Annotated in this window: 14 protein-coding genes and 2 tRNA genes; 5 read left to right on the top strand and 11 right to left on the bottom strand. The window is 72.0% G+C overall.

What is annotated here, in order from left to right; translation table 11 throughout:
* Positions 1-407: 407 nt before the first annotated feature.
* Positions 408-914: a SigE family RNA polymerase sigma factor gene (locus tag FHX32_RS02305; protein ID WP_167179039.1), complete on the bottom strand. Its 507-nt coding sequence runs from the start codon at positions 912-914 to the stop codon at positions 408-410.
* Between the two features lie 392 nt (positions 915-1,306).
* Here FHX32_RS02305 and FHX32_RS02310 point away from each other — a divergent pair, with 392 nt between their 5' ends.
* Entirely contained in the window at positions 1,307-1,675 is a 369-nt protein-coding gene (locus tag FHX32_RS02310) for a hypothetical protein (protein ID WP_167179041.1), read from the top strand.
* Positions 1,676-1,744: 69 nt separating this feature from the next.
* Here FHX32_RS02310 and FHX32_RS02315 read toward each other — a convergent pair whose 3' ends face one another.
* The gene (locus FHX32_RS02315; RefSeq protein ID WP_167179043.1) at positions 1,745-3,409 is read right to left on the bottom strand and encodes a DUF885 domain-containing protein; all 1,665 of its coding nucleotides are present in this window, start codon (positions 3,407-3,409) and stop codon (positions 1,745-1,747) included.
* Positions 3,410-3,544: 135 nt separating this feature from the next.
* Between FHX32_RS02315 and FHX32_RS02320 the strand changes: the two genes are divergently transcribed.
* Positions 3,545-4,345: an alpha/beta fold hydrolase gene (locus tag FHX32_RS02320; RefSeq protein ID WP_208417913.1), complete on the top strand. Its 801-nt coding sequence runs from the start codon at positions 3,545-3,547 to the stop codon at positions 4,343-4,345.
* Here the strand turns inward: FHX32_RS02320 and FHX32_RS02325 are convergent.
* The 6 genes from FHX32_RS02325 to FHX32_RS02350 all read right to left on the bottom strand — a co-directional run bounded on the left by FHX32_RS02325 (position 4,346) and on the right by FHX32_RS02350 (position 10,855).
* Positions 4,346-4,422: transfer RNA gene (locus FHX32_RS02325), tRNA-Ile, on the bottom strand.
* 63 nt (positions 4,423-4,485) lie between these two features.
* Positions 4,486-6,174: an insulinase family protein gene (locus tag FHX32_RS02330; protein WP_167179045.1), complete on the bottom strand. Its 1,689-nt coding sequence runs from the start codon at positions 6,172-6,174 to the stop codon at positions 4,486-4,488.
* Positions 6,171-7,124, bottom strand: a complete 954-nt coding sequence (locus FHX32_RS02335) for a hypothetical protein (RefSeq protein ID WP_167179047.1) — start codon at positions 7,122-7,124, stop codon at positions 6,171-6,173. Before FHX32_RS02335 ends, FHX32_RS02330 begins: the two co-directional genes overlap by 4 nt.
* A gap of 46 nt (positions 7,125-7,170) precedes the next feature.
* Complete coding sequence (locus FHX32_RS02340) at positions 7,171-8,409, bottom strand: FAD-dependent oxidoreductase (protein ID WP_167179049.1); 1,239 nt, start codon at positions 8,407-8,409, stop codon at positions 7,171-7,173.
* The gene (locus FHX32_RS02345) at positions 8,399-10,513 is read right to left on the bottom strand and encodes an MMPL family transporter (RefSeq protein WP_167179051.1); all 2,115 of its coding nucleotides are present in this window, start codon (positions 10,511-10,513) and stop codon (positions 8,399-8,401) included. The genes FHX32_RS02340 and FHX32_RS02345 overlap by 11 nt, the downstream gene beginning before the upstream one ends.
* A 266-nt stretch (positions 10,514-10,779) precedes the next feature.
* Positions 10,780-10,855 (bottom strand) — tRNA-Asn (locus FHX32_RS02350).
* A gap of 281 nt (positions 10,856-11,136) precedes the next feature.
* Here FHX32_RS02350 and FHX32_RS02355 point away from each other — a divergent pair.
* The 3 genes from FHX32_RS02355 (at position 11,137) to FHX32_RS02365 (ending at position 16,353) form a co-directional block, all read left to right on the top strand.
* Positions 11,137-11,547, top strand: coding sequence for a hypothetical protein (locus tag FHX32_RS02355; protein WP_167179053.1), 411 nt, complete (start codon positions 11,137-11,139; stop codon positions 11,545-11,547).
* A gap of 279 nt (positions 11,548-11,826) precedes the next feature.
* Entirely contained in the window at positions 11,827-15,156 is a 3,330-nt protein-coding gene (locus tag FHX32_RS02360) for a ThuA domain-containing protein (protein ID WP_167179054.1), read from the top strand.
* 123 nt (positions 15,157-15,279) lie between these two features.
* The gene (locus FHX32_RS02365) at positions 15,280-16,353 is read left to right on the top strand and encodes a sugar phosphate isomerase/epimerase family protein (protein ID WP_486480878.1); all 1,074 of its coding nucleotides are present in this window, start codon (positions 15,280-15,282) and stop codon (positions 16,351-16,353) included.
* 140 nt (positions 16,354-16,493) lie between these two features.
* Here FHX32_RS02365 and FHX32_RS02370 read toward each other — a convergent pair whose 3' ends face one another.
* The 3 genes from FHX32_RS02370 to FHX32_RS02380 all read right to left on the bottom strand — a co-directional run bounded on the left by FHX32_RS02370 (position 16,494) and on the right by FHX32_RS02380 (position 22,866).
* Positions 16,494-17,501 (bottom strand): sugar phosphate isomerase/epimerase family protein, encoded by a 1,008-nt coding sequence (locus tag FHX32_RS02370; RefSeq protein WP_167179056.1) that lies wholly within the window; start codon positions 17,499-17,501, stop codon positions 16,494-16,496.
* 309 nt (positions 17,502-17,810) lie between these two features.
* Positions 17,811-19,919 (bottom strand): lectin, encoded by a 2,109-nt coding sequence (locus tag FHX32_RS02375; protein WP_167179058.1) that lies wholly within the window; start codon positions 19,917-19,919, stop codon positions 17,811-17,813.
* Positions 19,920-19,995: 76 nt separating this feature from the next.
* Complete coding sequence (locus tag FHX32_RS02380) at positions 19,996-22,866, bottom strand: PQQ-dependent sugar dehydrogenase (RefSeq protein ID WP_167179060.1); 2,871 nt, start codon at positions 22,864-22,866, stop codon at positions 19,996-19,998.

Consider the following 22,866-nt stretch of genomic DNA (forward strand, 5'->3'; position numbering starts at 1 on the left):
CGAGCTGGGGCTGGGAACCGGCTCGCCGGGGCTGCTGGGGCTGGGAACCGGCTCGCCGGGGCTGCTCGGGCTGGGAACCGGCTCGCCGGGGCTGCTCGGGCTCGGCCTGAGAGTCGGCTCGCCAGGCTGGCTCGGGGTCGGGATCGGCTCGCCAGGGTTACTCGGGCTCGCGGTTGGAGCGGGGTTCGCCGGCTGTGCCGGTCGGCCATCGTTGCCGCCGCTGTCGGCAAATGCGAACGGCGCGGCGATCACAACGGCGGCCAGCACCGCGGCCGCACTCGCCGCCACGGTGTTCCGGCGACGATTACGCGCCCGCCGTTCCGCCTTGCTCAGTGGTTCCTGCACAGTTGGTGCCTCCTCGGCCATCTCGGAGAGGTTGGAGCGCAGTAGGTGTTCGAACGGGTCAGTCATCGCTGTAGCTCCAGCAGTTCCGTGTGCGGCAGGAGTTGACGCAGCCGGGTGATCGCGCGGTGGGTTCGGCTGCGAACCGTCCCGACCGAGCAGCCCAGCAGCTCGGCGACCGCGGCCTCCGGCAGATCCTCGTAGTAGCGGAGGACCACCACTGCTCGCTGCGCCGGCGGCAACTGCCGCAGTGCGGCCCGAAAGGCCAACCGGAGATCGGATCCCGCACTCGGATCGGTCACCACGAGTTCGTCCGTACCGATCGGCACGTCCCGGCGGCGATGCAACCGCCGCCACCAACTGGCCTGCTCCCGGTACATGACCGCCCGCAGGTACCCCTCCGGATCGGAATGGCGAATGCTCCGCCATTTCGGGATCGTCTTGGCCAGCGCCGACTGGAACAGGTCCTCGGCGCTGCTCCGGTCGCCGGTGAGCAGGTAGGCGACCCGCACCAGGACCGGCGCACGGCTGGCCACGAACTCGGCCAGCAGTGCCCGCTCGTCGTCTTCCACCCCACCACCCTCGTTTCCTCGCTCTACCCGTTACAGACGCCTGACGACCGTGCGGCTATCCCGACGCCGACGAGATCTTCAGCAGAATGCGGCTCGCTGGGCCCCCGGCGGTGACCAGGGCGAAAGGGACGGCCGCTGCCACGCCGGGCCGTGGGTCAAGCGGCCGGAGAGGGAACGGGCACTGTTGGCGGCGGCCGGAATGGTGACAGCGCCGCCGGCCGGCCAGCGGGGTGCAGGTCGGCGATCTTGTCGGGACCGGACGAGCGATGGAACGAGCGCAGCGATGGGCGACGCGACGAGCGACGGAGCGAGCAAGGCGGGGGTGCGGTCCGAGACGGCCCCAGAGGTCCGGCGTCCTGCGCGGGAGCACCATGGGCGTCACGTTGACGCCGGTGTCCCTGTCGCTCCAGCCCGTCGTGCGCTCCCGGTGGACCGACACCCTCGTGCGGTTCTACGTGGAGGGTTGGGCCATCAGCCGGCTGTCGATGATCACGGCAGTCCCCGCGGGGTTCGGCTGGCTGGCGGCCGTCCTCGCCACCATGGAAGACCTGCCGGCGCCGTTGCGCGTGCTGCTCGCCGTCGCGGCCGCCGGCATGGTCGGCTGGTCCGCCGTGCTGCCCCGCCGGCGCTGGCTCGCCCGGTTCCCCGGCGGGTCGACCGCGCGGACGGAGCGCCGCGTCACCGACCTCCCGGCGGACGAGCGCAGGCGCCGTCGCCGGGATCTCGAGAAGCGCCGGGCGGCGCGCCTGTCGCGCCGCTGACCACGGGAAGCGCTACGCGCTGTTGAGTCTGGCCCTGGTTCAGGCTGGTCGGATGTCAAGGACGTGCAGCTACCAGCACGGTCCCTGGCTTGTTCCACCGCTGTGCACGAGTGGTGGGCGGTCACCCTGGAGGGCGGCTGTCAACTGGTCCAAGCCCAGCGAACCCAGCTCCAGCGCGTGACGATGGAATGCGCGCCGGTCGCCGGGGAAGGACGAGCGGCCGGCCAGCCACACGCGCTCACCCATTTTGTAGGCCAGCGCCTGCCCCGGCCGGCCCAGGTAACGCCCGAGCTCGGCGGACGCGTACGGCCCCTGGTGACAGCGGTCCCGCAGCAGTTCCAGCGCGGCAGTCGGCGTCCACGGTGCTCCGTCACCAGAGGGCATCGGCAGTTGCAGGTGCAGGCCGATGTCGAGCACAACCCGGGCCGCCCGCAGGAGCTGTATGAACAGATGTCCCAGTCGAGCACCCGGCTGTTCGTAGAGCCCGAGCTCGTCCATGAACCGCTCGGCGTACAGTGCCCAGCCCTCCTGGCTGCCGGAGAGGCCGCCGAGCAGGTTCAGCCGCTGCCCGAGGCCGCCCCGGCAGACCTCCGAGCCAAGGTGGAGGTGGTGGCCGGGAACGCCCTCGTGATAAGCGGTGCTGTAGGCGTACCAGGTGGGGAAATTCGCTGCGTCCTCGGGCACGGACCACCAGACCCGGCCCGGCCGCGTCAGGTCCCGCGACGGCCCGGTGTAGGCGATGCCGGACGACGTGGTCAACCGCGACTCGATGCGCCGCAGCGGGGCGGGAATGTCGAAGTACGCGCCGTCCAGCCGCTCGGTGGTGGCCTCCAACAGGTCCTGCAACCACGCGGCGAACGCCTCCCTGCTGTGCAGGGTGCCGGGTGCGTCGGGGCTGGCGAGGCAGGCAAGCACCTCTGGCACGCTCCCGCCCAGGGGCTTCGCCTCCGCGATCAGCTCCGCCTCTGTCGCTCTGAACTCGTCCCAGCCCCAGTCGTACAGCTCGCGCAGGTCGGGCTGGGCCGCGAGGAAGGTGCGCACCCAGAGTGCGTACCGCCGCTGGCCGAACGCCTCCTCCGCAACGGCCCGTGGTGCCAGGTCCGCGGTCAGCACCTCGGCGAAATTCCGGTACGCCTTTTCCGCGCCCGTCGCCGCGGCCTGCAACGACGCCCGCTGCGGCCCCGCTCCGTAGCGATCCACCAGGGCGACATCGTCGTCGATCCAGTTGCGACAGCGCTGCGTGACGAGCTCCACCTGACGCCGCGCCGGGAGATTGCCGCGCTCCGCGGCGAGTAGGAGGCTGCGGGCGTACCCGTTCAGCGCCGCGGGGATCGCGGCCAGGCGTGCGCCGACACGAGCCCAGCCTTCCTCGAAGGCCGCGCCCTCGACGCCGCGGCTGGGAACCGCGGCCTCGACGGCCTGGCGGATGAGCTGGAGCGGACCGGTGGCCGCCCCGTGCAGTTCGCGCAGGTCCTCCCCGGCGTCGTGGAACGCGATCCGCGTGTGCAGCCGCTCGGCGAGGTGGGCGTGCAGCGGGGCCGCAGCCGGCGGTGCGTCACCCAGGGTCGCCAGCTCGCGCAGGGCCCGGGCTGCGAGGTCGGCGCGGGCCTGGTGGCCCTCCGGGCCGTAGTCGGTAAGCCCGTCGACATCCTGCTCGCCAGCCTCGACGACCGCTGTGCAGGGATCGAGGCCGGCCATGTCGCGCAGGAGCCGATCCGCGAAGTCCTCGATCACGGGGCAATGCTAGGGCCCTGCCTAGCTGCCGTGCCGCCTTGGCTGCACGGATGGCTGTACCGCCGCTCGCGGAATCTCCTCGATCAGGCATGCAGGGTCAGCGTGGAAGTCGTCCGCCTCAGTACGCTCATGGCCGTGCTGCCGATACACGTGACGGTCTGGGACAAGCTCGAAGCGTGCAGCGACCAGGTGATCCTGGTTCACGGCACCATGACGTGGGGGCTGGCGGCATTCGCGCACCAGCAGCCGCTCGCGGAACACCACCGGATCCTCGTCGTGGACCGGAGGGGCTTCGGCGCCAGCCCCGATATCGAACAGAGCGACTACGACGTCGACGCCGACGACATCGTCGCGCTGATGGACCGACCGAGCCACCTCGTCGGGCACTCGTACGGTGGAGTGGTCGCCATGCTGGCCGCGATCCGCCGTCCGGACCAGGTTGGTTCACTGGCGCTCATAGAGCCGGCCGCGCTCGCCGTTGCGGCCGACCATCCCGTCGTTTCGGCAGCGCTCGAAGCCAACCGGCGGTACGTAGCCGGTTCACGATCCATGTCGGCGGAGGACTACCTACGGGCGGCCTACAGCGGGAGCGACGAGGCTGTTCCCGAGCCGTTTGAGTTCGCCTTGCGGGCAGCGCGGACGGCCCTGCGGGAGCGGCCCTGTTGGGAAGCCGACGTGCCGGTCGACGCTATCCGCCCAGCCAGGTACCCGAAGATGGTGCTCGCCGGCACGTGGGAGACGGCGCCGGCGGACTATCGGTCGACGACCGGGGAGTCACTGGTCGTCACGGCAAGGGTCGTTGCTGAGCGGATCGGCGCCCGCTTCCACCAGGTCGCCGGTGCGGATCACTCGCCCCACCGACAACGGCCTGACGAGGTGAACCCGCTGCTGATGCACCTGTGGAAGCAGGCAGCCGACATCCATGCAGCGGGCTAGTGGTGGGGCGGGCGGGACTCGAACCCGCGACCGAGGGATTATGAGTCCCCTGCTCTAACCGGCTGAGCTACCGCCCCGGCACCGCGCCGGATCCTATCCCGGCCGGTCGATGACCGGCCAGCACCAACCGGCACGGTCGCTCATCGGCGTCGTCGGCGCAGCAGCACGATGGGCAACGCGAGGATAACAGTGAGCAGCCAACCCACCACGACGACGCCCCACAGCCAGCCCTCGCCCTCGGCCGTCTCGGTGATGAACATGCCGAGGGTGAGCAGGGCGTTCAGTCCCCCCACCGCCAGCGCCGCCAGGCCGCTGACCACCATCAGCGGGATCTCCCACCAGGACCGCTCGACCGGCTCCCGGCGGGGCGCCGGCTCGGCCGCGCGCGGCTGCGGGATGCGCTCCGGGTCGCGGGCCGGCATGACCACCTGCCGGTCCGCCGGCACCTGCGAGTCGATCACCCGGATCGCGCCGGGGTGCAGCTCGAACATGGTGGGTTCGATCCGCATCGAGATGGCGTCGGACCCGATCAGCTGCCGGGCACCGTCCGGCCAGGCGAGCAGCACCGCGCAGTCGGCGTACGTGACGGTGAGCGGGCCACCCGGCCCGACGTAGCTCACCCCGTCGATGCCGACCCGCAGCTCGCCGTCGCCCTCCCGCTCCCGGTACGGGGTGCCGTCGACGGTCCGCTCGGAGCGGGTGGGCGCCTCGACGAACCCGGCCCAGTCGGCGGTGTTGCCCTCCGGCACCATCAGCAGTGCCGACCCGGCCACCTCCCGGGCCACCGCGTGCAGGTCGGCGACGGTGACCGCCTTCAGCTCGGCACGGTGCTCGTCGACGGTGAGGTTGCGCTCCCCGGTGAGCACGTTGCAGGCGTACGCCGGCAGCCGGGCGGCGTCCACCTCGGCGGTGCCGAGCAGGTCCTCCCGCTTGGCCACGCAGGAGTCCAGGTCGCTCTGCTCGATCCGGCCGACCCGGAGCTTGGCCAGGGTGTCGATGAAGCCGCCGAGCACCGCGTCCTGCTTCTCCGGCAGCGCGTCGGCGAGCGCGCGCAGGCTGGCGTACCCGTCGCCGCGCGGGTCGTAGCCGGCGGTGGTGGTGTAGGAGAGGCCGCCCTCCTGCCGCAGCGACCGGAACAGTTCGCGCTCCAGCACGTCGGCGAAGAGGCTCGCGGCGGTCGAGCGCCGCACCACCGCGTCGAGCACCACCGCCCGCGAGCCGCTGACGAAGTACGCCGGGGTGTGCGGCAGCGCCGACGACGGGGCCGGCACCGGCTGCCGTACGCCGGCGGGCAGTGCCAGCCGCAGCCCGGTCGGCACCCGGTCGCCGGCGATCCAGAGCACCGCGTTCTCCCGGGTGAACCACCGGGCGGCCCACTGCCGCAGGTCGTCGCCGGTGAGCGCGCCGAGCCCCCACTCGGGGTAGCTGGTCAGGCCGAAGTCCCGGGCGCCGTGCCGCCACAGCGGCACCGCCTCCACCGGCGAGCCGCCGCGGTTGCTCCACTCGGTGCGCAGGATCTCCTTCTCCACCTCCAGCCGGCCGGTCGGCAGCTCGGTCAGGTTGGCGCAGACGGCGGTGAGGAAGGTGGCGATGTCCTGCTCGGACCCCTGCATGTGGAAGGTGGTGAAGACCGGCGAGGTGGCCCCGTTGTAGTGGTAGTCGGCCATCCCGAGCGGCGCGAGCGCGAGGTGTTCCAGCAGGTGGGTGATGCCGCTGCGGGCGAGCGTCTCGTCGGCGGTGCCGACCCGGAAGGTCAGCCCGGCGCGCATCGGCCCGCCGGTCGGGGCGAGCAGGGTGGGCACCCCGTCCACGTCCAGGTGCTGGATCATGCCAGGCCGCCCTTCGCGTACGCCTTGTCGCGGAACCGCTGGAACTGCTTCGTCTCGTCGCCGTCGATGTAGCCGAACATCGCCTCGTGGCCGAGCGACCCCATGGCCTGGAACTGCTGCGCGGCCGCCGTCCACTCCTCCATCAGGCAGAACGCCATGGCGAAGGTGCTGCGGACCCAGAGCCAGCCCCAGCCGTTGCGGAAGTCGGGGTGCCAGATCGACCGCTGCGCCGCCTCGTGAATCTCCCGGCTGACGTGCGGGCTGCGCAGGTGGGCGCCCGCCTTGCCCAGGGTGTCCTGGTCCAGCGCCTGCTCCAGATGCGCCTCGACGACCAGCACCGCGTTCGGGGCGCCGGCCGGGGCCGCCGCCGCGCACTCCCGGGCGAAGCCGTGCGCCCGCTCCCAGGTGCCGCTCCACTTCGGGCAGAACTGCTGCAGCAGCGACGCCTGCGCCGGCAGGTGGTGCGGGTGGTGCTTGGCGAGCTGGTCGTAGCGGCGGCGCGCCTCGGCCTGGCCCAGTTGCAGGCCGCGGGCGTTGGTGATGCGCTGCGTCCAGGCCGCCGCCTCGTCCGGGTGGCGGGCGGTGACCTCGATCAGCACCTGCTCGGCGCGGCGCAGGTGGTCGAAGAACTGGGCGAACTGTTCGCGGCTGACGTACTGGGCGCGGCGGGCGGAGCGGATCCGCCACCCGGCCCGGATCAGGTACGCGCCGAGCAGCGTCCCGGCCACCGGGTCCTCCGGCTGCGCGGCCAGCGCCCCGCGGAGGAAGTCCTCGATGTCGGTGGCGTCACCGACCTCGCCGACCAGGACGGTGCGGCCGTGCGGGTCCGGCTCGGCCAGCTGTGCGCGCAGGGCCGGCCAGTCACGCGCGGCGAGCGCCGCGCGCACCGCGCTGACCTGGGGGTACGCCGCCGCGGCGTCGAAGTTCGGCGGCGGAAGGGGGGCAGGCATGGCGAGGATGATAAATGATCAACAACCCGCCGGGGTGACCCGCTTTTCAGCCGGCCCGCAGGTCCGCCAGCACCGCCCCGGCGGCCCGCCAGCCGCTGGTCAGCGCCCCCTGGATGGACGGGCTGTCCCGGTGGTCACCGGCCACGAACAGGCCGTCGCCGAGCGCCACCGGCTTGCGCAGCCGGCCCTGCGGTGGGGGCGCGGCGGGCAGCGCGGCCGGGATCGACACGGTGGTCAGGTGGGTCCAGTCGGCCGTGGACCGTCCGTAGAGCCGGGCCAGTTCGAGCCGTACGGCCGGCTCGGGCGGGGCCGTTGGGCCGACCACCGAGGTAGCCACCAGGTGCCGCCCGGCCGGCGCGTACGTGGGCACGGCCCGGGTGACCACCACCGTGTTGGCGACCAGTTCCCGCCGGTCGCCGTCGACGAGCAGGATCGGCTCGGCCAACGGTGGCTCGACCGTGCTGTGGTAGTAGGTCGTGTAGCTGTGCATGCGTACCCGTGGCAGGGCCGGCAGCAGCGTGGCCGCCGCCGGCGGGTCGACGGCGACCACGACGGCGCGGCACCCGATGTCGCCGGCCTGGGTGCGGACCCGGCCGGGCGCGACCTGCGAGACCGGGGTGTCCAGGTCGATCAGGTCGACCGGCAGCGGCTCGGCGACGGCCCGGGGCAGCGCGGCCATTCCCTCGGCGGGCAGGCCGATCCGGCCGCGGGCGAACGAGCGCAGCACCATCGCGAACACCCGGCTGGAGGTCTCCAGTTCCCGATCGACGAGGACGCCGGAGAGGAACGGCCGGAGCAGTTCCTCGATGATCGCGTCGGAGAGCCTGGCCCGGCGCAGCGCCGTCTCGGTGGTGGTCTCCGGCGCGGCGAGCAGCCGCCCGGGCGGCAGCGTGGCGCAGCCGGCGGCGAGCGCGGCGAACCGCAGCCGGTCGAGCGGTGAGCCGATCCCGGCCAGCGCGGTGCGCGGCCCGCCGGTCGGCTCGCGCAGCGGGTTGACCAGCCGGTGCAGCGCGTCGCCCTTGCGCACCAGCACGCCGGGGGTGAAGTGGCCGAGGCGCAGCCGGTCGACGTCGAGCAGCGTGCCGAGCCGCGGGTAGGCGGTGTTGAGCACCTGGAAGCCCCGGTCGAGCAGGTAGCCGTCGACGGCGTCGGTGGCGACCCGGCCGCCGAGCCGGCCGCCGGACTCGAGCAGCCGCCAGGGCACCCCGGCCCGGTGCAGCCGCCGGGCCGCGGCGAGGCCGGCCAGGCCGCCGCCGACGATCACCACATCGGTCTCAGCCAGCACGGCGGGCCTCCCGTTCACCGTTCGCCCGGGCCAGCCGGCCCGGCCACCACACCCGCGGCCCGATGTCGTACGCCAGCGCCGGCACCAGCAGCGAGCGGACCACGATGGTGTCGATGAGCACGCCCACCGCGACCGCCACGCCCAGCTCGACCAGGACCACCAGCGGCAGGACGGCCAACGCCGAGAAGGTCGCGGCCAGCACGATCCCGGCCGACGTGATGACGCCGCCGGTGACCGCGAGCCCGGCCAGCACCCCGGCCCGGGTGCCCCGCCGGACGGACTCCTCCCGGACCCGGCTCATCAGGAAGATGTTGTAGTCGATGCCGAGCGCGACCAGGAAGACGAACGCGAACAGCGGGAACGAGGCGTCCACGCCGGGAAAGTCGAGGAGGTGCCGGAAGACCAGCGCGCAGAGCCCGAGCGTGGCGGCGAACGACAGCAGCACGGTGGCGATCAGCAGGATCGGGGCGAGCAGCGCGCGGAGCAGCAGGGCCAGGATGATCGCGATCACCACCAGCACCACCGGGATGATGACGTTCTGGTCGCGGGTGGCGGCGTCAGCGGTGTCCACGTTGACCGCCGTGAAGCCGCCGACCGCGGCGTTCGCGCCGGGCACCCGGTGCACCGCGGCGCGCAGGTCGCGGATGGTGCGCTCGGCGCCGTCGCTGTCCGGCGGGTCGGCCAGCGTCGCCTCCAGTTGCACGGTGCCGTCGATCACCTTCGGCGGCGCGGCGGGGTCGGGCGGCCCGGTCGGGTCGCCGGTGACCGGGCGGACGGCGGCCACCCCGGGCACCGCCCGGGCCACCTCGGCGACCTGCCGGGCGGCCCGCTGGTCGACCAGGATGGTGGCCGGGCTGCCGGTGCCGGCCGGGTAGTGCCGGGCGATCACCTCCTGGCCGGCGACCGAGTCGGTGCGCTGGGTGAACAGGTCGGACTGGCCGAGGGTGGTGGCGCCGAGCTGGGTCAGGCCGAGCGCCAGGGTCGCCAGCAGCACGGTGGTGACCAGCCAGACCGGCCGGGCCCGGCGGGCCACGAAGCCGGCGATCCGGCGCCACATGCCGTGTTCGGCCTGCGGTTCCGCCTCGTCCGCGCGGGGCCGGCGCGGCCAGAACGCCCACCGCCCGCCGAGCACCAGCAGGGCGGGCAGGAAGGTGAGCATCACCAGCAGGGTGGCGGCGATGCCGATGGCGGCGACCGGGCCGAGCGCCCGGTTGGAGTTGAGGCTGGACAGCAGCAGGCAGAGCAGGCTCAGGATGACCGTGCCGCCGGAGGCGATGATCGCCGGAGCGGCCCCCTTCCAGGCGGTGCGCGTCGCGTCCCAGGGGCGGGCGTGCCGGTGCAGTTCCTCGCGGTAGCGGGCGGTCAGCAACAGCGCGTAGTCGGTGCCGGCGCCGAAGACCAGCACGGTGAGGATGCCCTGCGCCTGCCCGTTGAGCGTGATGACGTCGGCGTCGGCGAGCAGGTGGACGAAGGCGGCGGCCAGTGCGAACGACGTACCGGCGGCGAGCAGCGGGAAGATCCAGAGGATCGGGCTGCGGTAGACCACCAGCAGGATGACCAGCACCACGCAGAGGGTGACCAGCAGCAGCGTGCCGTCGATGGCGGAGAAGACCTCGATCAGGTCGGCGAGCAGGCCGGCCGGCCCCGCCACGTCGACGGTCAACCCGTCCCGGTCGCCGCCGGCGATGTCGCGCAGCCGTTCCACGGTCGCGCCGATCCGCTCTCCCTCGCCGTCGTCGATCGGCACCACCACCTGCACCGCCTGCCCGTCCTGGCTGGGGATCGGCGGGGGCAGCGGGCCGATCACCCCGGGCAGCCCGGCGAACCGGGCGGCGTCGGCGGCCACCCGCTGCCGGTCGGCGTCGGTGATGCCGGTGGTGCGTTCGTAGACCACCAGGGCCGGGGTGGTCTGCCGTTCGACGAACCGCCCGGACAGTTCCTGGGCCCGGGTCGCCTCGGCGTCGGCGGGCAGAAAGGCGGCGCTGTCGTTGGTGGCGACCTCGCCCAGCCGCCCCGCGAAGGGCCCGGTCACCGCGCCGACGAGCAGCCAGGCGAGCACGACCGCCACCGCGACCAGGGTGACCCTGCCGCCTCGTCCGGACATCCCACCCACCCAACTCGACGCACCGGTCGCCGCGGCCGGAGTCAGTCGACAGCGACCATCCTGCCGGGCGACCGGCGCCGGGGTGGGCGAAACGGGAGCGGCTCACCTTCGCGGGGCGGGTGGGGCGGCACCGGGGCCGGGACGAGCGGTGACGGCAGGACCACGGTGGCGAGGGCGGGGGCCACGGCGGCCTGCCCGGCCCGGCAGCCGTACGCCCTGCCGGAACGACAAACGCCCGCCGGTGTGCCGACGGGCGTCGAGTGGAGTGGCTCCCCCGTTTGGACTCGAACCAAAAACCTGCCGGTTAACAGCCGGCTGCTCTGCCAATTGAGCTACGGGGGACCGCGCTGCCCGGTTCCGGATCTCTCCTTCGCCGTGCGACGGGGACAAGAGTACAGGACTCCAGGGGGTGTTGGTCGAGGGGGTTGCCCACTGATCGGGGCCGCCGGCGACCCGGACCGACCATCAATAATATGGACAAATCGTCATCGCGGCACAAGGAGGTATGAGCGGAGAGCAGGATGGGTAGTTAGCTGCGGACAGATAACGCAGGCGCGAGGTGGTCGCTCCCGCCGGGGTGAGCCCGACGGGACGACGGCGCGTCAGGTACGGAAGGAGCCGCCATGCGCGGAAAGATCATGTTTCTTGGCGGGCTGGCTGCGGGATTCGTCCTGGGCGCCCGTGCCGGCCGGGAGAAGTACGAGGAGCTGGTGATCCGGGGCCGCAAGGTGCTCGACCACCCCACCGTGCAGGAGGCGGCGGGGGTCGCGCAGGCCCAGGCGACCCGGCTCTACAGCGAGGGCAAGGACAAGCTCGGCCAGTCGAAGCTGGGCGAGAAGCTCAGTGGCAACGGCAACAAGCAGGAGCTGACCGCCGCCGACGACGCGTTCGCCGGCACGCCGGCCGTCGTCGGCGCCAAGTCCGGCTCCGGCTCGTCGAGTTCCGCCTCGACCGGCTCGGCCTCCGGGTCGACGTCGGCCGGCACCGCGTCCCGCAAGCCGTCCAGCTCGGGCACCAGCGGCAGCACCCTCTGACTCGTCCGCGAGCGGGCCGGTCACCTCGGTGGTGACCGGCCCGTCCGCGCGTCCGGGCACGGTCCCGCCCAGGTGAGCGGCGCCGGGCGCCACTTTCGCCGGTTTGGAGCGAAAGTTCGACCCGAACATCGAGAACTTCTGCCCCCAGCCTCTTCTCTTTAGTCCCGCTCGCAAATATCGTCCTGCGTAGAACCTGGCCAGGCTCCTTGGTACTCCCCCGCGACCTCCTCAGCGACGTCCCGGCGCTGGGGCGGACCCGCCCGACCAGAGCGAGGTTCGATGCGCAGACCGACCGGCCGACGGGCCACCACCTTCCTCAGCCTGCTCACCCTCGTCGGCGCGACCCTCGTCGCGACGGCCCAGCAGCAGCCCGTGCCGGCGCTCGCCGCGCCGGCACCGACCAGCAACGGCATCCAGTACAAGGTCCTCGTCTTCACCCGGTCCGCCGGCGGCAGCCACGCCGCCACCGCCGCCGGGGTGGACGCGATCCGCCAGCTCGGCACCGACCGGCGCTTCACCGTCGAGGTGACCGACGACGCCCGCAAGTTCGACGAGCCGCACCTCAAGCAGTTCCGCGCGGTGGTGTTCCTGAACACCGCCGGCGACGTCCTCACCGACGACCAGCGAGCCGCCTTCGAGCGGTACTACCGGGCCGGCGGCGGTTTCGTCGGCGTACACTCCGCGATCGAGGCCGAGCCCGGTTGGTCCTTCCTGGACGACGTGCTCGGCACCCGGGCGGTGGGCGCCGCCTCGGCTCCCGCCCCGGCCACCGTCACCGTCGCCGACCGGGTGCACCCGGCCTCGGCACCGCTGCCGGAGCGCTGGACCCACCCGGACCGCTGGTACAACTTCGCGGCCAACGTCCGGGGCGTCTCGCACGTCCTGGCCACGGTGGACGAGAAGACATACGCCGGCGGGACGATGGGCTTCGACCACCCGGTCACCTGGTGCAAGGACTACCAGGGCGGCCGGTCCTTCTACACCGGGCTCGGCGCGACGCCGGAGAGCTTCGGCAGCACCGACCTGCGGGCGCACCTCGGCGGCGCGATCCAGTGGGCGGCCGGCGTGACCGACGGCGACTGCGGCGCAACCGTCCTGGCGAACTACCAGATGACGGTGATCGGGGCGCAGCCCAACGTCAACGAGCCGATCGGCTTCGACGTGCTCCCCGACGGCCGGGTCATCCAGACCGACCGCCGCGGCGGCGTACGCCTGCACGACCCGGAGAGCAACCAGACCACCGTGCTGGCCCAGATCCCGGTCTACACCCACAGCGAGGACGGGATGTACGGCCCGGCGATCGACCGCGAGTTCGCCACCAACCGCTGGGTCTACCTCTTCTACGCGCCGCCGCTGGACACCCCCGCCGGCGGGGCGCCGACCACCAGCACCGACCCGACCGCGTGGGACCGGTGGAAGGGCTACTTCCAGCTGTCCCGGTTCAAGTTCGTCGACGGCGACACCCCGTCGCTGGACCTGGCCACCGAGCAGAAGATCCTCCAGGTGCCGGTGGACCGGGGCGCCTGCTGCCACGTGGCCGGCGACATCGCCTTCGACTCGGAGAACAACCTCTGGCTGGTCACCGGCGACGACACCCCGGCCGGCGGTGGCGGCTCCGGCGGCTTCTCGCCGCACAACGACTCGGTGAGCGCCACCGGTGTCTACCAGGCGCCCTTCGTGGACGCCCGGCGCAGCTCGGCGAACACCAACGACCTGCGGGGCAAGATCCTGCGCATCTCGGTGCAGCCGGACGGCAGCTACACGGTGCCCGACGGCAACCTCTTCCCCGAGGCGCGGGACCCGGGTGACAAGACCCGGCCGGAGATCTACGCGATGGGCTTCCGGAACCCGTTCCGGATCACCCTGGACAAGAACGACGTCGCCTACATCACCGACTACTCCCCCGACTCCTCGACCGCCGCGGTGGGTCGGGGACCGGCGGGCACCGGCCGGATGATGGTGGTCGACAAGCCGGCCAACTACGGCTGGCCGATGTGCGTGCAGCCGAACCTGCCGTACATCGAGATGAACTGGACCACCAGCCCGATCTCCCCGGTCGCGCCGTTCGACTGCGCGGCCCCGAGGAACACCTCCCGGCACAACACCGGGCTGACCGACCTGCCGGCGGTCGAGAAGTCGGAGCTGTGGTACTCCTTCCAGGCCCCGACCCCGTGCCCGGAGTCCTACCTGTCCACCCCGACGCAGACCTGCCCGGTGCTCTTCCCGGAGCTGGGCACCGGCGGCGTCGGTCCGCACGGCGCGGCGCGCTACGACTACGACCCGGAGCTGAGGTCGGAGACGAAGTTCCCCGCGTACTTCGACGGCTCGATCTTCTTCGGCGAGTTCACCCGGGACACGCTCAAGGAGATCCGGCTGGACGGCCAGGGCGACATCCTGAAGATCAACAACGTGCTCAACTGCGGCCCCGGCCCGAGCACGCCGGCCCGACCGTTCCTCTGCGACAACCCGATGGACATGAAGTGGGGCCCGGACGGCAACTTCTACCTGCTGACGTACGGCGACGGGTTCTTCAACGTCAACCCGGACGCGGCGATGCTCAAGTTCAGCTACGTCAAGGGCCTGCGGGCGCCGAACGCGGTGCTGGGCGCCACGCCGACCAACGGGCACGCGCCGCTGACCGTCGCCTTCTCCAGTGCGGGGTCGAAGGACCCGGACCCGGCGGACTCCATCTCGTTCACCTGGGACTTCGACGGCAACGGCACCACCGACTCGGTCGACCCGAACCCGACGCACACCTACACCGCCAACGGCGTCTACACCGCGCGCCTCACGGTGACCGACTCCAGCGGCAAGAGCGCGTCGGCGAACACCACCATCACGGTCGGCAACACCGCGCCCACGGTGACCGTGAACACCCCGCTGGAGGGCGGCTTCTTCAGCTGGGGCGACAGCATCCCCTGGTCGGTGACGGTCACCGACCCCGAGGACGGGCCGATCGACTGCGCCAAGGTCGAGGTGACCTTCGTGCTCGGCCACGACGAGCACGGCCACGGCGAGGCCAACCAGTTCGGCTGCTCCGGCGTCCTGCCCACGATCGCCGACGACGCCTCCCACGGCGGCTACATCTACGGCGTGGTCAGCGCCTCCTACACCGACGGGGGCGCGAACGGGCAGCCCGCGTTGACCACGGTGGACCAGCAGATCATCCAGGACAAGCGGCAACAGGTGGAGTTCGCCCGCAACCAGTCCGGCACCACCGTCGGCAACAGCGCCGACACCGGCGGCGGGCAGCAGCGGGGCAGCCTGGACCCGGGTGACTGGATCGCGGTGAACAACACGGTGAACCTGCACAACATCGAGTCGGTCACGCTGCGGACCAGCGGCGGCAACACCGCCACCGCCGGGCAGCCGAGGTTCGGCGTCGAGTTCCGGCTCGACTCGCCCACCGGTCCGCTGCTGGGCACCGCCACGGTCAACGCGACCACCGGCAACAACGCCTTCACCAGCACCACGGTGCCGATCACCGACCCGGGCGGCACGCACCGGCTCTACCTCGTGTTCACCACCGTCCCCGGCGGCCCGGCCGGCGGTTTCGGCAACCTGAACTGGATCGAGTTCGCCGGCCCGGGAATCGGCGTCGCGCCCTGACGCGGTGACCGGGGGCCGCCGCCCGGCGGCCCCCGGCACCACCGGATCCACCCGCGCGCCGGGTCACCGCCGGTGACCCGGGCCGGGCCCACCCATCACCAGCACCGAGAAAGGCAGCAGCAGATGAACGACAGTCAGCACGGCATGAGCCGTCGCCGGATGCTCGGCGCCCTCGCCGGTGTCGCCGGCGCGGCCGCCGTCGGCGCCACCGGCTGGGCCTCCGCCGCCGGCGCCGACGGCAGCGGCCTGCTCGTCCCGGCCGGCAAGCGCGGCATCATCCTCTACAGCGTCCGGGACCGCATCGGCGCCGCCCCGGACACCAGCGGCGTGCCGTACGGCTTCGAGCGGGTGCTCGCCCGGCTCGCCGAGATCGGCTACCAGGAGGTGGAGTTCGCCGGCTACAACCAGCACACCTCCATCCTCGGCCGGCAGATCACCCCGCAGGAGATCCGCAAGATCCTGGACGACAACGGGCTGCGGGCCAACGGCTCGCACGCCTCGATCCCGGGCACCGTCACGCCGGACACCATCGCCGCGTTCGAGCGGACACTGGACACCGCCGAGATTCTCGGCATGCAGCACATCGGCACCGGCAGCGACCCGACCGGCAGCAACTACAAGGCCGACTGGGACGCCGCCGTCGACCGGTGGAACACCTTCGGCGAGATGGCCGCCGCCCGGGGGCTGAAGCTGTACACGCACAACCACGACGCGGCGTACAACTTCCTGCTGGACAGCGGCCCGCTGGACGCGCTGGGCCGGCCGACCCGGTCGTCCGGCGTGCGAAAGCTGGAGTACTTCATCGCGCGCACCAACCCGGAGTGGGTCTGGTTCGAGATGGACATCTACTGGGCGCACGTGGCCCAGCACCGGTTCCGCAGCTACACCGACCCGGACGGGGTGACCCGGACCAGCGTCTTCGACCCGCTCGCCGTGGTCGCCGCCCAGCCGGTCCGGTTCCCGCTGTTCCACGCGAAGGACGGCGCGTTCAACCCGGCCAACAGCGCCGGGTACGACATGGTGCCGCTCGGCCAGGGCGACATCGACTACGGGCACTTCTTCGCCAACATGGGCGCGAAGGGCTACCACAACCCGATGTGGGAGCAGGACAACGCGCCGGGCGGTGCCGCCGACCCGGGCCGGTCGCTGCGCTACGCGGAGGTCAGCTTCCAGCACATGTCGGGTCTGCGGGGCTGACGGACCCGACACCGCAGGAGGGGCCGCGCCCGGAACACCGGGTGCGGCCCCTCACGCTACGCGGTCAGTCTCCGCGGCGCGGTCAGTCCTCGCGGGCTGAGCGCGGCCCGGTCGGTCCTCGCGGGCTGAGCGCGGCCCGGTCAGTCCTTGCTGCTGAAGGCGGCATCGAAGGCCGCGGCCGGGGCGTCGAAGGCGAGCCGGCGGACGAACTGGAGCGCCTCCGGGGCGCCGACCAGGCGGTCCATGCCGGCGTCCTCCCACTCGATGGAGATCGGCCCGTCGTAGCCGATCGCGTTCAACGCCCGGAAGCAGTCCTCCCAGGGCACGTCGCCGTGGCCGGTGGAGACGAAGTCCCAGCCGCGCCGCAGGTCGGCCCAGGGCAGGTGCGAGGCGAGCCGGCCGCGCCGGCCGTCCCCGGTGCGTACCTTGGCGTCCTTGCAGTCGACGTGGTAGATCCGGTCGGCGAAGTCGAAGATGAAGTTCACCGGGTCCAGTTCCTGCCAGACGAAGTGCGACGGGTCCCAGTTCAGCCCGAACGCGGGCCGGTGGCCGATCGCCTCCAGCGTGCGCCTCGTCGTCCAGTAGTCGTACGCGATCTCGCTCGGGTGCACCTCGTGGGCGAACCGCACCCCCACCTCGTCGAACACGTCGAGGATCGGGTTCCACCGGTCGGCGAAGTCCTGGTAGCCGCGCTCGATCATTGACGGCGGCACCGGCGGGAACATCGCCAGGGTGTGCCAGATCGACGACCCGGTGAACCCGATGACCGTCTGCACGCCGAGCTTCGCCGCGGCCCGGGCGGTGTTCCTGATCTCCTCGGCGGCCCGCTGGCGCACCCCCTCCGGCTCCCCGTCGCCCCAGATCCGGGCGGGCAGGATGCCCTGGTGCCGCTCGTCGATCGGGTGGTCGCAGACGGCCTGGCCGACCAGGTGGTTGGAGATCGCGTAGACCTTCAGGTTGTGCTTGGCGAGGGTCTCCCGCTTGCGGTCGACGTACGAGTCGTCGGCCAGCGCCTTGTCGACCTCGAAGTGGTCGCCCCAGCAGGCGATCTCCAGCCCGTCGTAGCCCCATTCGGAGGCGAGCCGACAGACCTCGTCGAACGGAAGGTCGGCCCACTGGCCGGTGAAGAGCGTGATGGGTCGCGCCATTGTCCTTCTCCCCTGTCGTGATGGGGATTCCGTACCTGCGGACCGGGGCGAGGGTGACCGGTGGTGCCCGGCGAGCGCGGCGGACGCCGACGGGTGCGGGAACGCACCTGAACTCCGCCGGGTTGCGCCTCCCGCCGGGTCGCCGGCCACCTCCACGATCGCCGACCCCACTCTATTTCCCCACCACCCCTCACGGAACCCCCGCACACCCCGCCCCATCCCCGCGATCTTGCAGTTTCGGCCCTCGGTTCGCGGCCTTACGCCCGGTATGCCGGGGCACCAGCTGCAAGATCGCGGGGGGTGTTCAACTCAGGGGAGGGTCCAGCGCTGGTTCGCCGCGGCGGTGCAGGTCCACAGGTGCACGGCGGTGCCGTCGGCGGAGTTGTTGCCGGAGACGTCGAGGCACTTGCCCGACTGCGGGTTACGCACCGTCCCGTCCGCCTGCGCCGACCAGTTCTGCGCACCCGTGCCGTTGCACGTCCACAACTGGATCTTCGTACCGTCCGCCGAACCACCACCGGAGACATCCAGACACTTGCCCAACGCCCGGATCGTCGAGTTCGGCGTCACCGTCCACGTCTGCGCCGCCGTGCCGTTGCACGTGTAGAGCTGGATCTGCGTACCGTCGGCGGTGCCCGCGCTGCGCACGTCCAGGCACTTGCCGGCCAGACCCCGGATCGGCCCGGTGCCGGTGCCGCCGCCGGTGGACTTCACCAGCGTGAAGTCGTCCACGTCGAAGAGGCCCGAGCCCGAGCCGGTGAAGGTCAGGTAGAGGTTCTGGGCGCCGGACGGGACGCCGGAGAGGTTCGTGGTGACGTCGGCGAAGGTGGTCCAGCTTCCGGTGTTCGGCACCGCGACCGAGCCGAGCACGGTGCCGGTGGCCGAGCCGGTGCGCACCTGGATGGTGCCGCCCGGCCCGCCGGAGACCACCCGCGCCTTGAACGAGGTCACCCCGGTCAGGTCGATGCCGTTGTACGCGGCCCAGTCGCCCGGGTCGATGTAGCCGAGCGTCTGGCCGCCGTTGGCCCCGGCCTTGCTGAACGGGGTGACCCCGCTGGCCGAGCTGAACGCCTCCGCCTGGATGGTGCCGGTGGGCGGCGGGGTGGTGCCCAGTTCCTTGATCCGGACGTTGCGGAACGAGGCGTCGTCGCCGGTGCCGTGGTTCTGCAACCCGATGTGGCCGGCGAGCGAGCGGGCCGGGTCGGTGTTGGTGAAGTCGTTGATCTTCACCCCGTTCAGGAAGACCTGGAGCCGCTCCCCCTCGACCAGCAGCTCGTAGGTGTTCCACTCCCCCGGCGGGTTCAGCGCCGCGTCCCGGGCCGCGATGTCGGCGGACTTGAAGGTGTAGACCGCGCCGGTGGTCCGGTCGGCCGCGTCGGTGGCGTCGATCTGGATCTCGTAGCCGTTGTTCACCGCCGACCAGGGGTCGCTCGATGGTGGGAAGCCGATGAAGACCCCGGAGTTGTCGTCGCCGGCGAGCCGCCAGTCCAGCTTCAGCGAATAGTTGGTGAACTGCTTCGCGCTGTACCAGTACAGGCCCATCCCGCCGACCGAGGTGAGGGTGGCGTCGGCGTTGCTGAAACTGCCCGGGCCGGCCTGCGACCAGCCGGTGGTGGAGCCGTTGTAGAGGGTGGTGTAGCCGGTCTCCGGCCGGCAGTCGGCCTTGGCCCGGCCGGCCGCGTACCGGATGCCGCCGAGCAGGTGGGCCCGGAACGCCGGTTCGGCGTACGACGCCTGGGTGTGCCCGCCGCCGGTGTAGAAGGCCCGGCCGCCGCTGTAGGTCTTGCACCACGAGTGCGGGTGGTCGGCGCCCATCGAGCCGCCCGAGTACGACGACTCGTCGAGGGTGGCCAGCACCCGGGCCGTGGACCGGGCGTTGGTCTGGTAGTTGTACCACTCGTCGGTGCGGGTCCAGGTCTGCGGCAGGTGCGCGGTGGCCGCGTGCGCCCGGTTCTCCGCCTTGACGTTGGCCTGCTGGATGGCGGGGTGCGAGGCGAAGTACGCCCCGACCAGGTTGCCGTAGAACGACCAGCCGTACTCGGTGTCGGCGGCGGCGTGCACCCCGACGTACCCGCCGCCGGAGCCGATGTACGACTCGAAGGCGCTCTGCTGGCTGGCGTTGAGCACGTCGCCGGTGGTGTTGAGGAAGACCACCGCCTCGTACTGGGCCAGGTTCCCGGTGGTGAACGCGGCGGCGTCCTCGGTGGCGGTGACGGTGAAGCTGTTCGCCGCGCCGAGGTCGCGGATGGCCTGGGTGCCGACCGCGATGGAGTCGTGCCGGAACCCGGCGGTCTTGGAGAAGACCAGCACGTCGTACGGTGCGTCGGCGGCGCTGGCCGGGGTGGCCGGGGTGGTGCAGGCGAGGGTGGCGAGGACGGCGGTGGCCGCGCCGAGGACGGGTCGGAGGAGTCTGCGCATGTCGCTCTCCCAATTCCGGTCAGGAGGGGCCGCCACTGCCGACGGTACGCCGGGACCGGCGGCCCCTCCGGTCAACTCAGGGCAGGGTCCACTTCTGGTTTGCGGCGGCGGTGCAGGTCCACAGGTGCACGGCGGTGCCGTCGGCGGAGTTGTTGCCGGAGACGTCGAGACACTTGCCCGACTGCGGGTTACGCACCGTCCCGTCCGCCTGCGCCGACCAGTTCTGCGCACCCGTGCCGTTGCACGTCCACAACTGGATCTTCGTACCGTCCGCCGAACCACCACCGGAGACATCCAGACACTTGCCCAACGCCCGGATCGTCGAGTTCGGCGTCACCGTCCACGTCTGCGCCGCCGTGCCGTTGCACGTGTAGAGCTGGATCTGCGTACCGTCGGCGGTGCCCGCGCTGCGCACGTCCAGGCACTTGCCGGCCAGACCCCGGATCGGCCCGGTGCCCCCGCTCGCGGTGCCGGTGTTCAGGGTGAAGGCGTCCACGTCGTAGAGCGCCCCGGTGCCCGAGCCGGCGAAGGTCAGGTAGAGCGTGGTCGTGCCGGCCGGCGCGCCGGCCACCGTCCCGCTCACCGTGGTGAAGGCGTCCCAGGCGCCGGTCACCGGCACCGTCGCCGAGCCGAGCACCGTGCCGGTGGCCGAGCCGGCCCGGACCTGCAGCGTGCCGCCCGCGCCCGCCGAGGAGACCCGGGCGGTGAACGAGGTGACGTTGCCCAGCTGGTACGGCTGGAACGCGATCCAGTCACCGTTGTGGATGTCACCGACGGTCTTGCCGCCCTCGGCGGTGGCCTTGTCGAAGGTGTTGATCCCCGACGAGGTCTTGAAGTGCTCGGCCTGCCGGTGCCGGGGCTGGAGGGTGTGCTGGGTGTGCGTGGTCAGCCCGCCGGCGTCGGTGTACTCGGCGTCGAAGATGGCGAAGATGTTCGCCGCCTCGTCATGCTCGCCGTCGACCGGGATGGTGATCGCCCCGGAGCAGCCGTTCTGCGAGGTGATCTGGTGGCCGTGCTGGTCGTGGCCGAGCACGTAGGTCATCTTGACCTTGGTGCAGTCGATCGTGCCGTCCTCCGGGTCGGTGACGGTGATGCTGAACGGCACCGTGTCGCCGTAGGAGAAGAGCCGGCCGTTGCCGGGGTCGTTGATGGTCACCGTCGGTGCGGTGTTGCCGACGGTGATCACCACGCTGGCGCTGCCGGTGGCGCCCTGCGGGTCGCGCACGGTCAGCGTGGCGGTGTACGTCCCGTTGGCGGTGTACGTCTTCGTCGGGTTGGCCGCCGTCGAGCTGGTGCCGTCGCCGAAGTTCCAGGCGTACGTGAGCGCCCCGCCCTCCGGGTCGGACGAGCCGGCCGAGGAGAAGGTGACGGCCAGCGGGGCGGCGCCGGAGGTGCGGTTGGCGCTCGCCGCCGCCGTCGGCGCCCGGTTGCCGCCGCCGATGTGATCGAAGCGGTAGAGTGCGGAGTTGGCGTCGCCGTTGAAGTAGCCGGTGCCGTAGTCGAGCACGTAGTACGAGCCGTCCGGGCCGAACGCCGAGTCCATCACCTGCTTGCCGGTCCACGGGAAGCTGTCGATGGTGCCGGGCGAGCTGTCGGCGTTGACGTGGATCGGCTTGATCCAGCCACGGCCGAACTCGGTGGCGAAGAACTGCCCGTCGAAGGACTGCGGGAACTTGGTGGTCGAGGTCGACGCGGCATCGTACCGGTAGACCGGCCCGCCCATCGGGGACTCGGAGCCGCCGCCGAACTCAGGCGGCGTGCCGGCGTCACCGCCGTACCGGATCCAGGACGGCTTGGCCGCCGGCAGGGTGGGCAGCCCGGTGTTGCGGAACGAGTTGTTGGTCGGGCCGCCGGCGCAGTTGAACTTCGGCCCGGTGGCGTTGGTGGCGAAGTTCCACTCGTTGTACGTCTCGCTGCTGGTGTTCGTCCCGGTGCAGTACGGCCAGCCGTAGTTGCCCGGGCCGGTGACCCGGTTGAACTCGACCTGGCCCGCGGGGCCGCGGGTGGCGCTGGTGGAGCCGGCGTCCGGGCCGTAGTCGCCGACGTAGACGATGCCGGTGGCCTTGTCCACGCTCATCCGGAACGGGTTGCGGAAGCCCATCGCGTAGATCTCCGGCCGGGTCCGCGCGTCGGAGTCGACGAACATGTTGCCGGCCGGGATCGAGTACGTCCCGTTCGCGTTCACCTTGATCCGCAGGATCTTCCCGCGCAGGTCGTTGGTGTTGGCCGCGCTGCGCTGCGCGTCGTAGCCGGGGTTGCGGTTGGTGCGCTCGTCGATCGGCGCGTACCCGGCGGAGTCGAACGGGTTGGTGTCGTCGCCGGTGGACAGGTAGAGGTTGCCCGCGGCGTCGAAGTCGATGTCCCCGCCGACGTGGCAGCAGAGCCCCCGGTCGGCCGGCACGTCCAGCACGTCGACCCGGCTGGCCTGGTTGAGCGTGAAGTCGGCGTTGAGGGTGAACCGGGACAGCCGGTTCACGCCCTGCCAGGCGGAGAAGTCGCTGCCGGTGGCCGGCGCATCCCCGGCGGGGGTGGACAGCGGCGGCGCGTAGTAGAGGAAGATGTGCCGGTTGCTGGCGAAGTTCGGGTCGACCCCGACGCCCTGCAGGCCCTCCTCGTCGTGGGTGTAGACCGGGATCGTGCCGATCACCGTGGTGGTGCCACCCGCGTCGGTGCGGCGCAGCGTGCCATTGCGGGCGGTGTGCAGCACCGAGCGGTCCGGCAGCACGGCCAGCGACATCGGTTCGCCCATCTCGGCCACGCCGCGGGCGAGTTCGACCTGCTGGAAGTCGGTGCCGGTGATCGGGTGGGCCTGGGCCGGCGCGGGGCCGCCGAGTGTGGCCGGGCCGGCGCCGAGGGAGGCCGTGCCGGCCGCGGCGACCAGGAGCAGTGCCGAGCCGGCGGAGAACCATCGTCGGGGTCGGTGGGTGGAGCCGTCCGTGGTGGACAT

Source organism: Micromonospora sp. CNZ280 (assembly GCF_011759515.1).

Excerpts from the sequence above, each read along its gene's own strand:
- FHX32_RS02330 (WP_167179045.1), bottom strand. The coding sequence starts at position 6,174 with ATGATCCAGCACCTGGACGTGGACGGGGTGCCCACCCTGCTCGCCCCG.
- FHX32_RS02335 (WP_167179047.1), bottom strand. The coding sequence starts at position 7,124 with ATGCCTGCCCCCCTTCCGCCGCCGAACTTCGACGCCGCGGCGGCGTAC.
- FHX32_RS02345 (WP_167179051.1), bottom strand. The coding sequence starts at position 10,513 with ATGTCCGGACGAGGCGGCAGGGTCACCCTGGTCGCGGTGGCGGTCGTG.
- FHX32_RS02355 (WP_167179053.1), top strand. The coding sequence starts at position 11,137 with ATGCGCGGAAAGATCATGTTTCTTGGCGGGCTGGCTGCGGGATTCGTC.
- FHX32_RS02360 (WP_167179054.1), top strand. The coding sequence starts at position 11,827 with ATGCGCAGACCGACCGGCCGACGGGCCACCACCTTCCTCAGCCTGCTC.
- FHX32_RS02365 (WP_486480878.1), top strand. The coding sequence starts at position 15,280 with ATGAACGACAGTCAGCACGGCATGAGCCGTCGCCGGATGCTCGGCGCC.
- FHX32_RS02370 (WP_167179056.1), bottom strand. The coding sequence starts at position 17,501 with ATGGCGCGACCCATCACGCTCTTCACCGGCCAGTGGGCCGACCTTCCG.
- FHX32_RS02375 (WP_167179058.1), bottom strand. The coding sequence starts at position 19,919 with ATGCGCAGACTCCTCCGACCCGTCCTCGGCGCGGCCACCGCCGTCCTC.
- FHX32_RS02380 (WP_167179060.1), bottom strand. The coding sequence starts at position 22,866 with ATGTCCACCACGGACGGCTCCACCCACCGACCCCGACGATGGTTCTCC.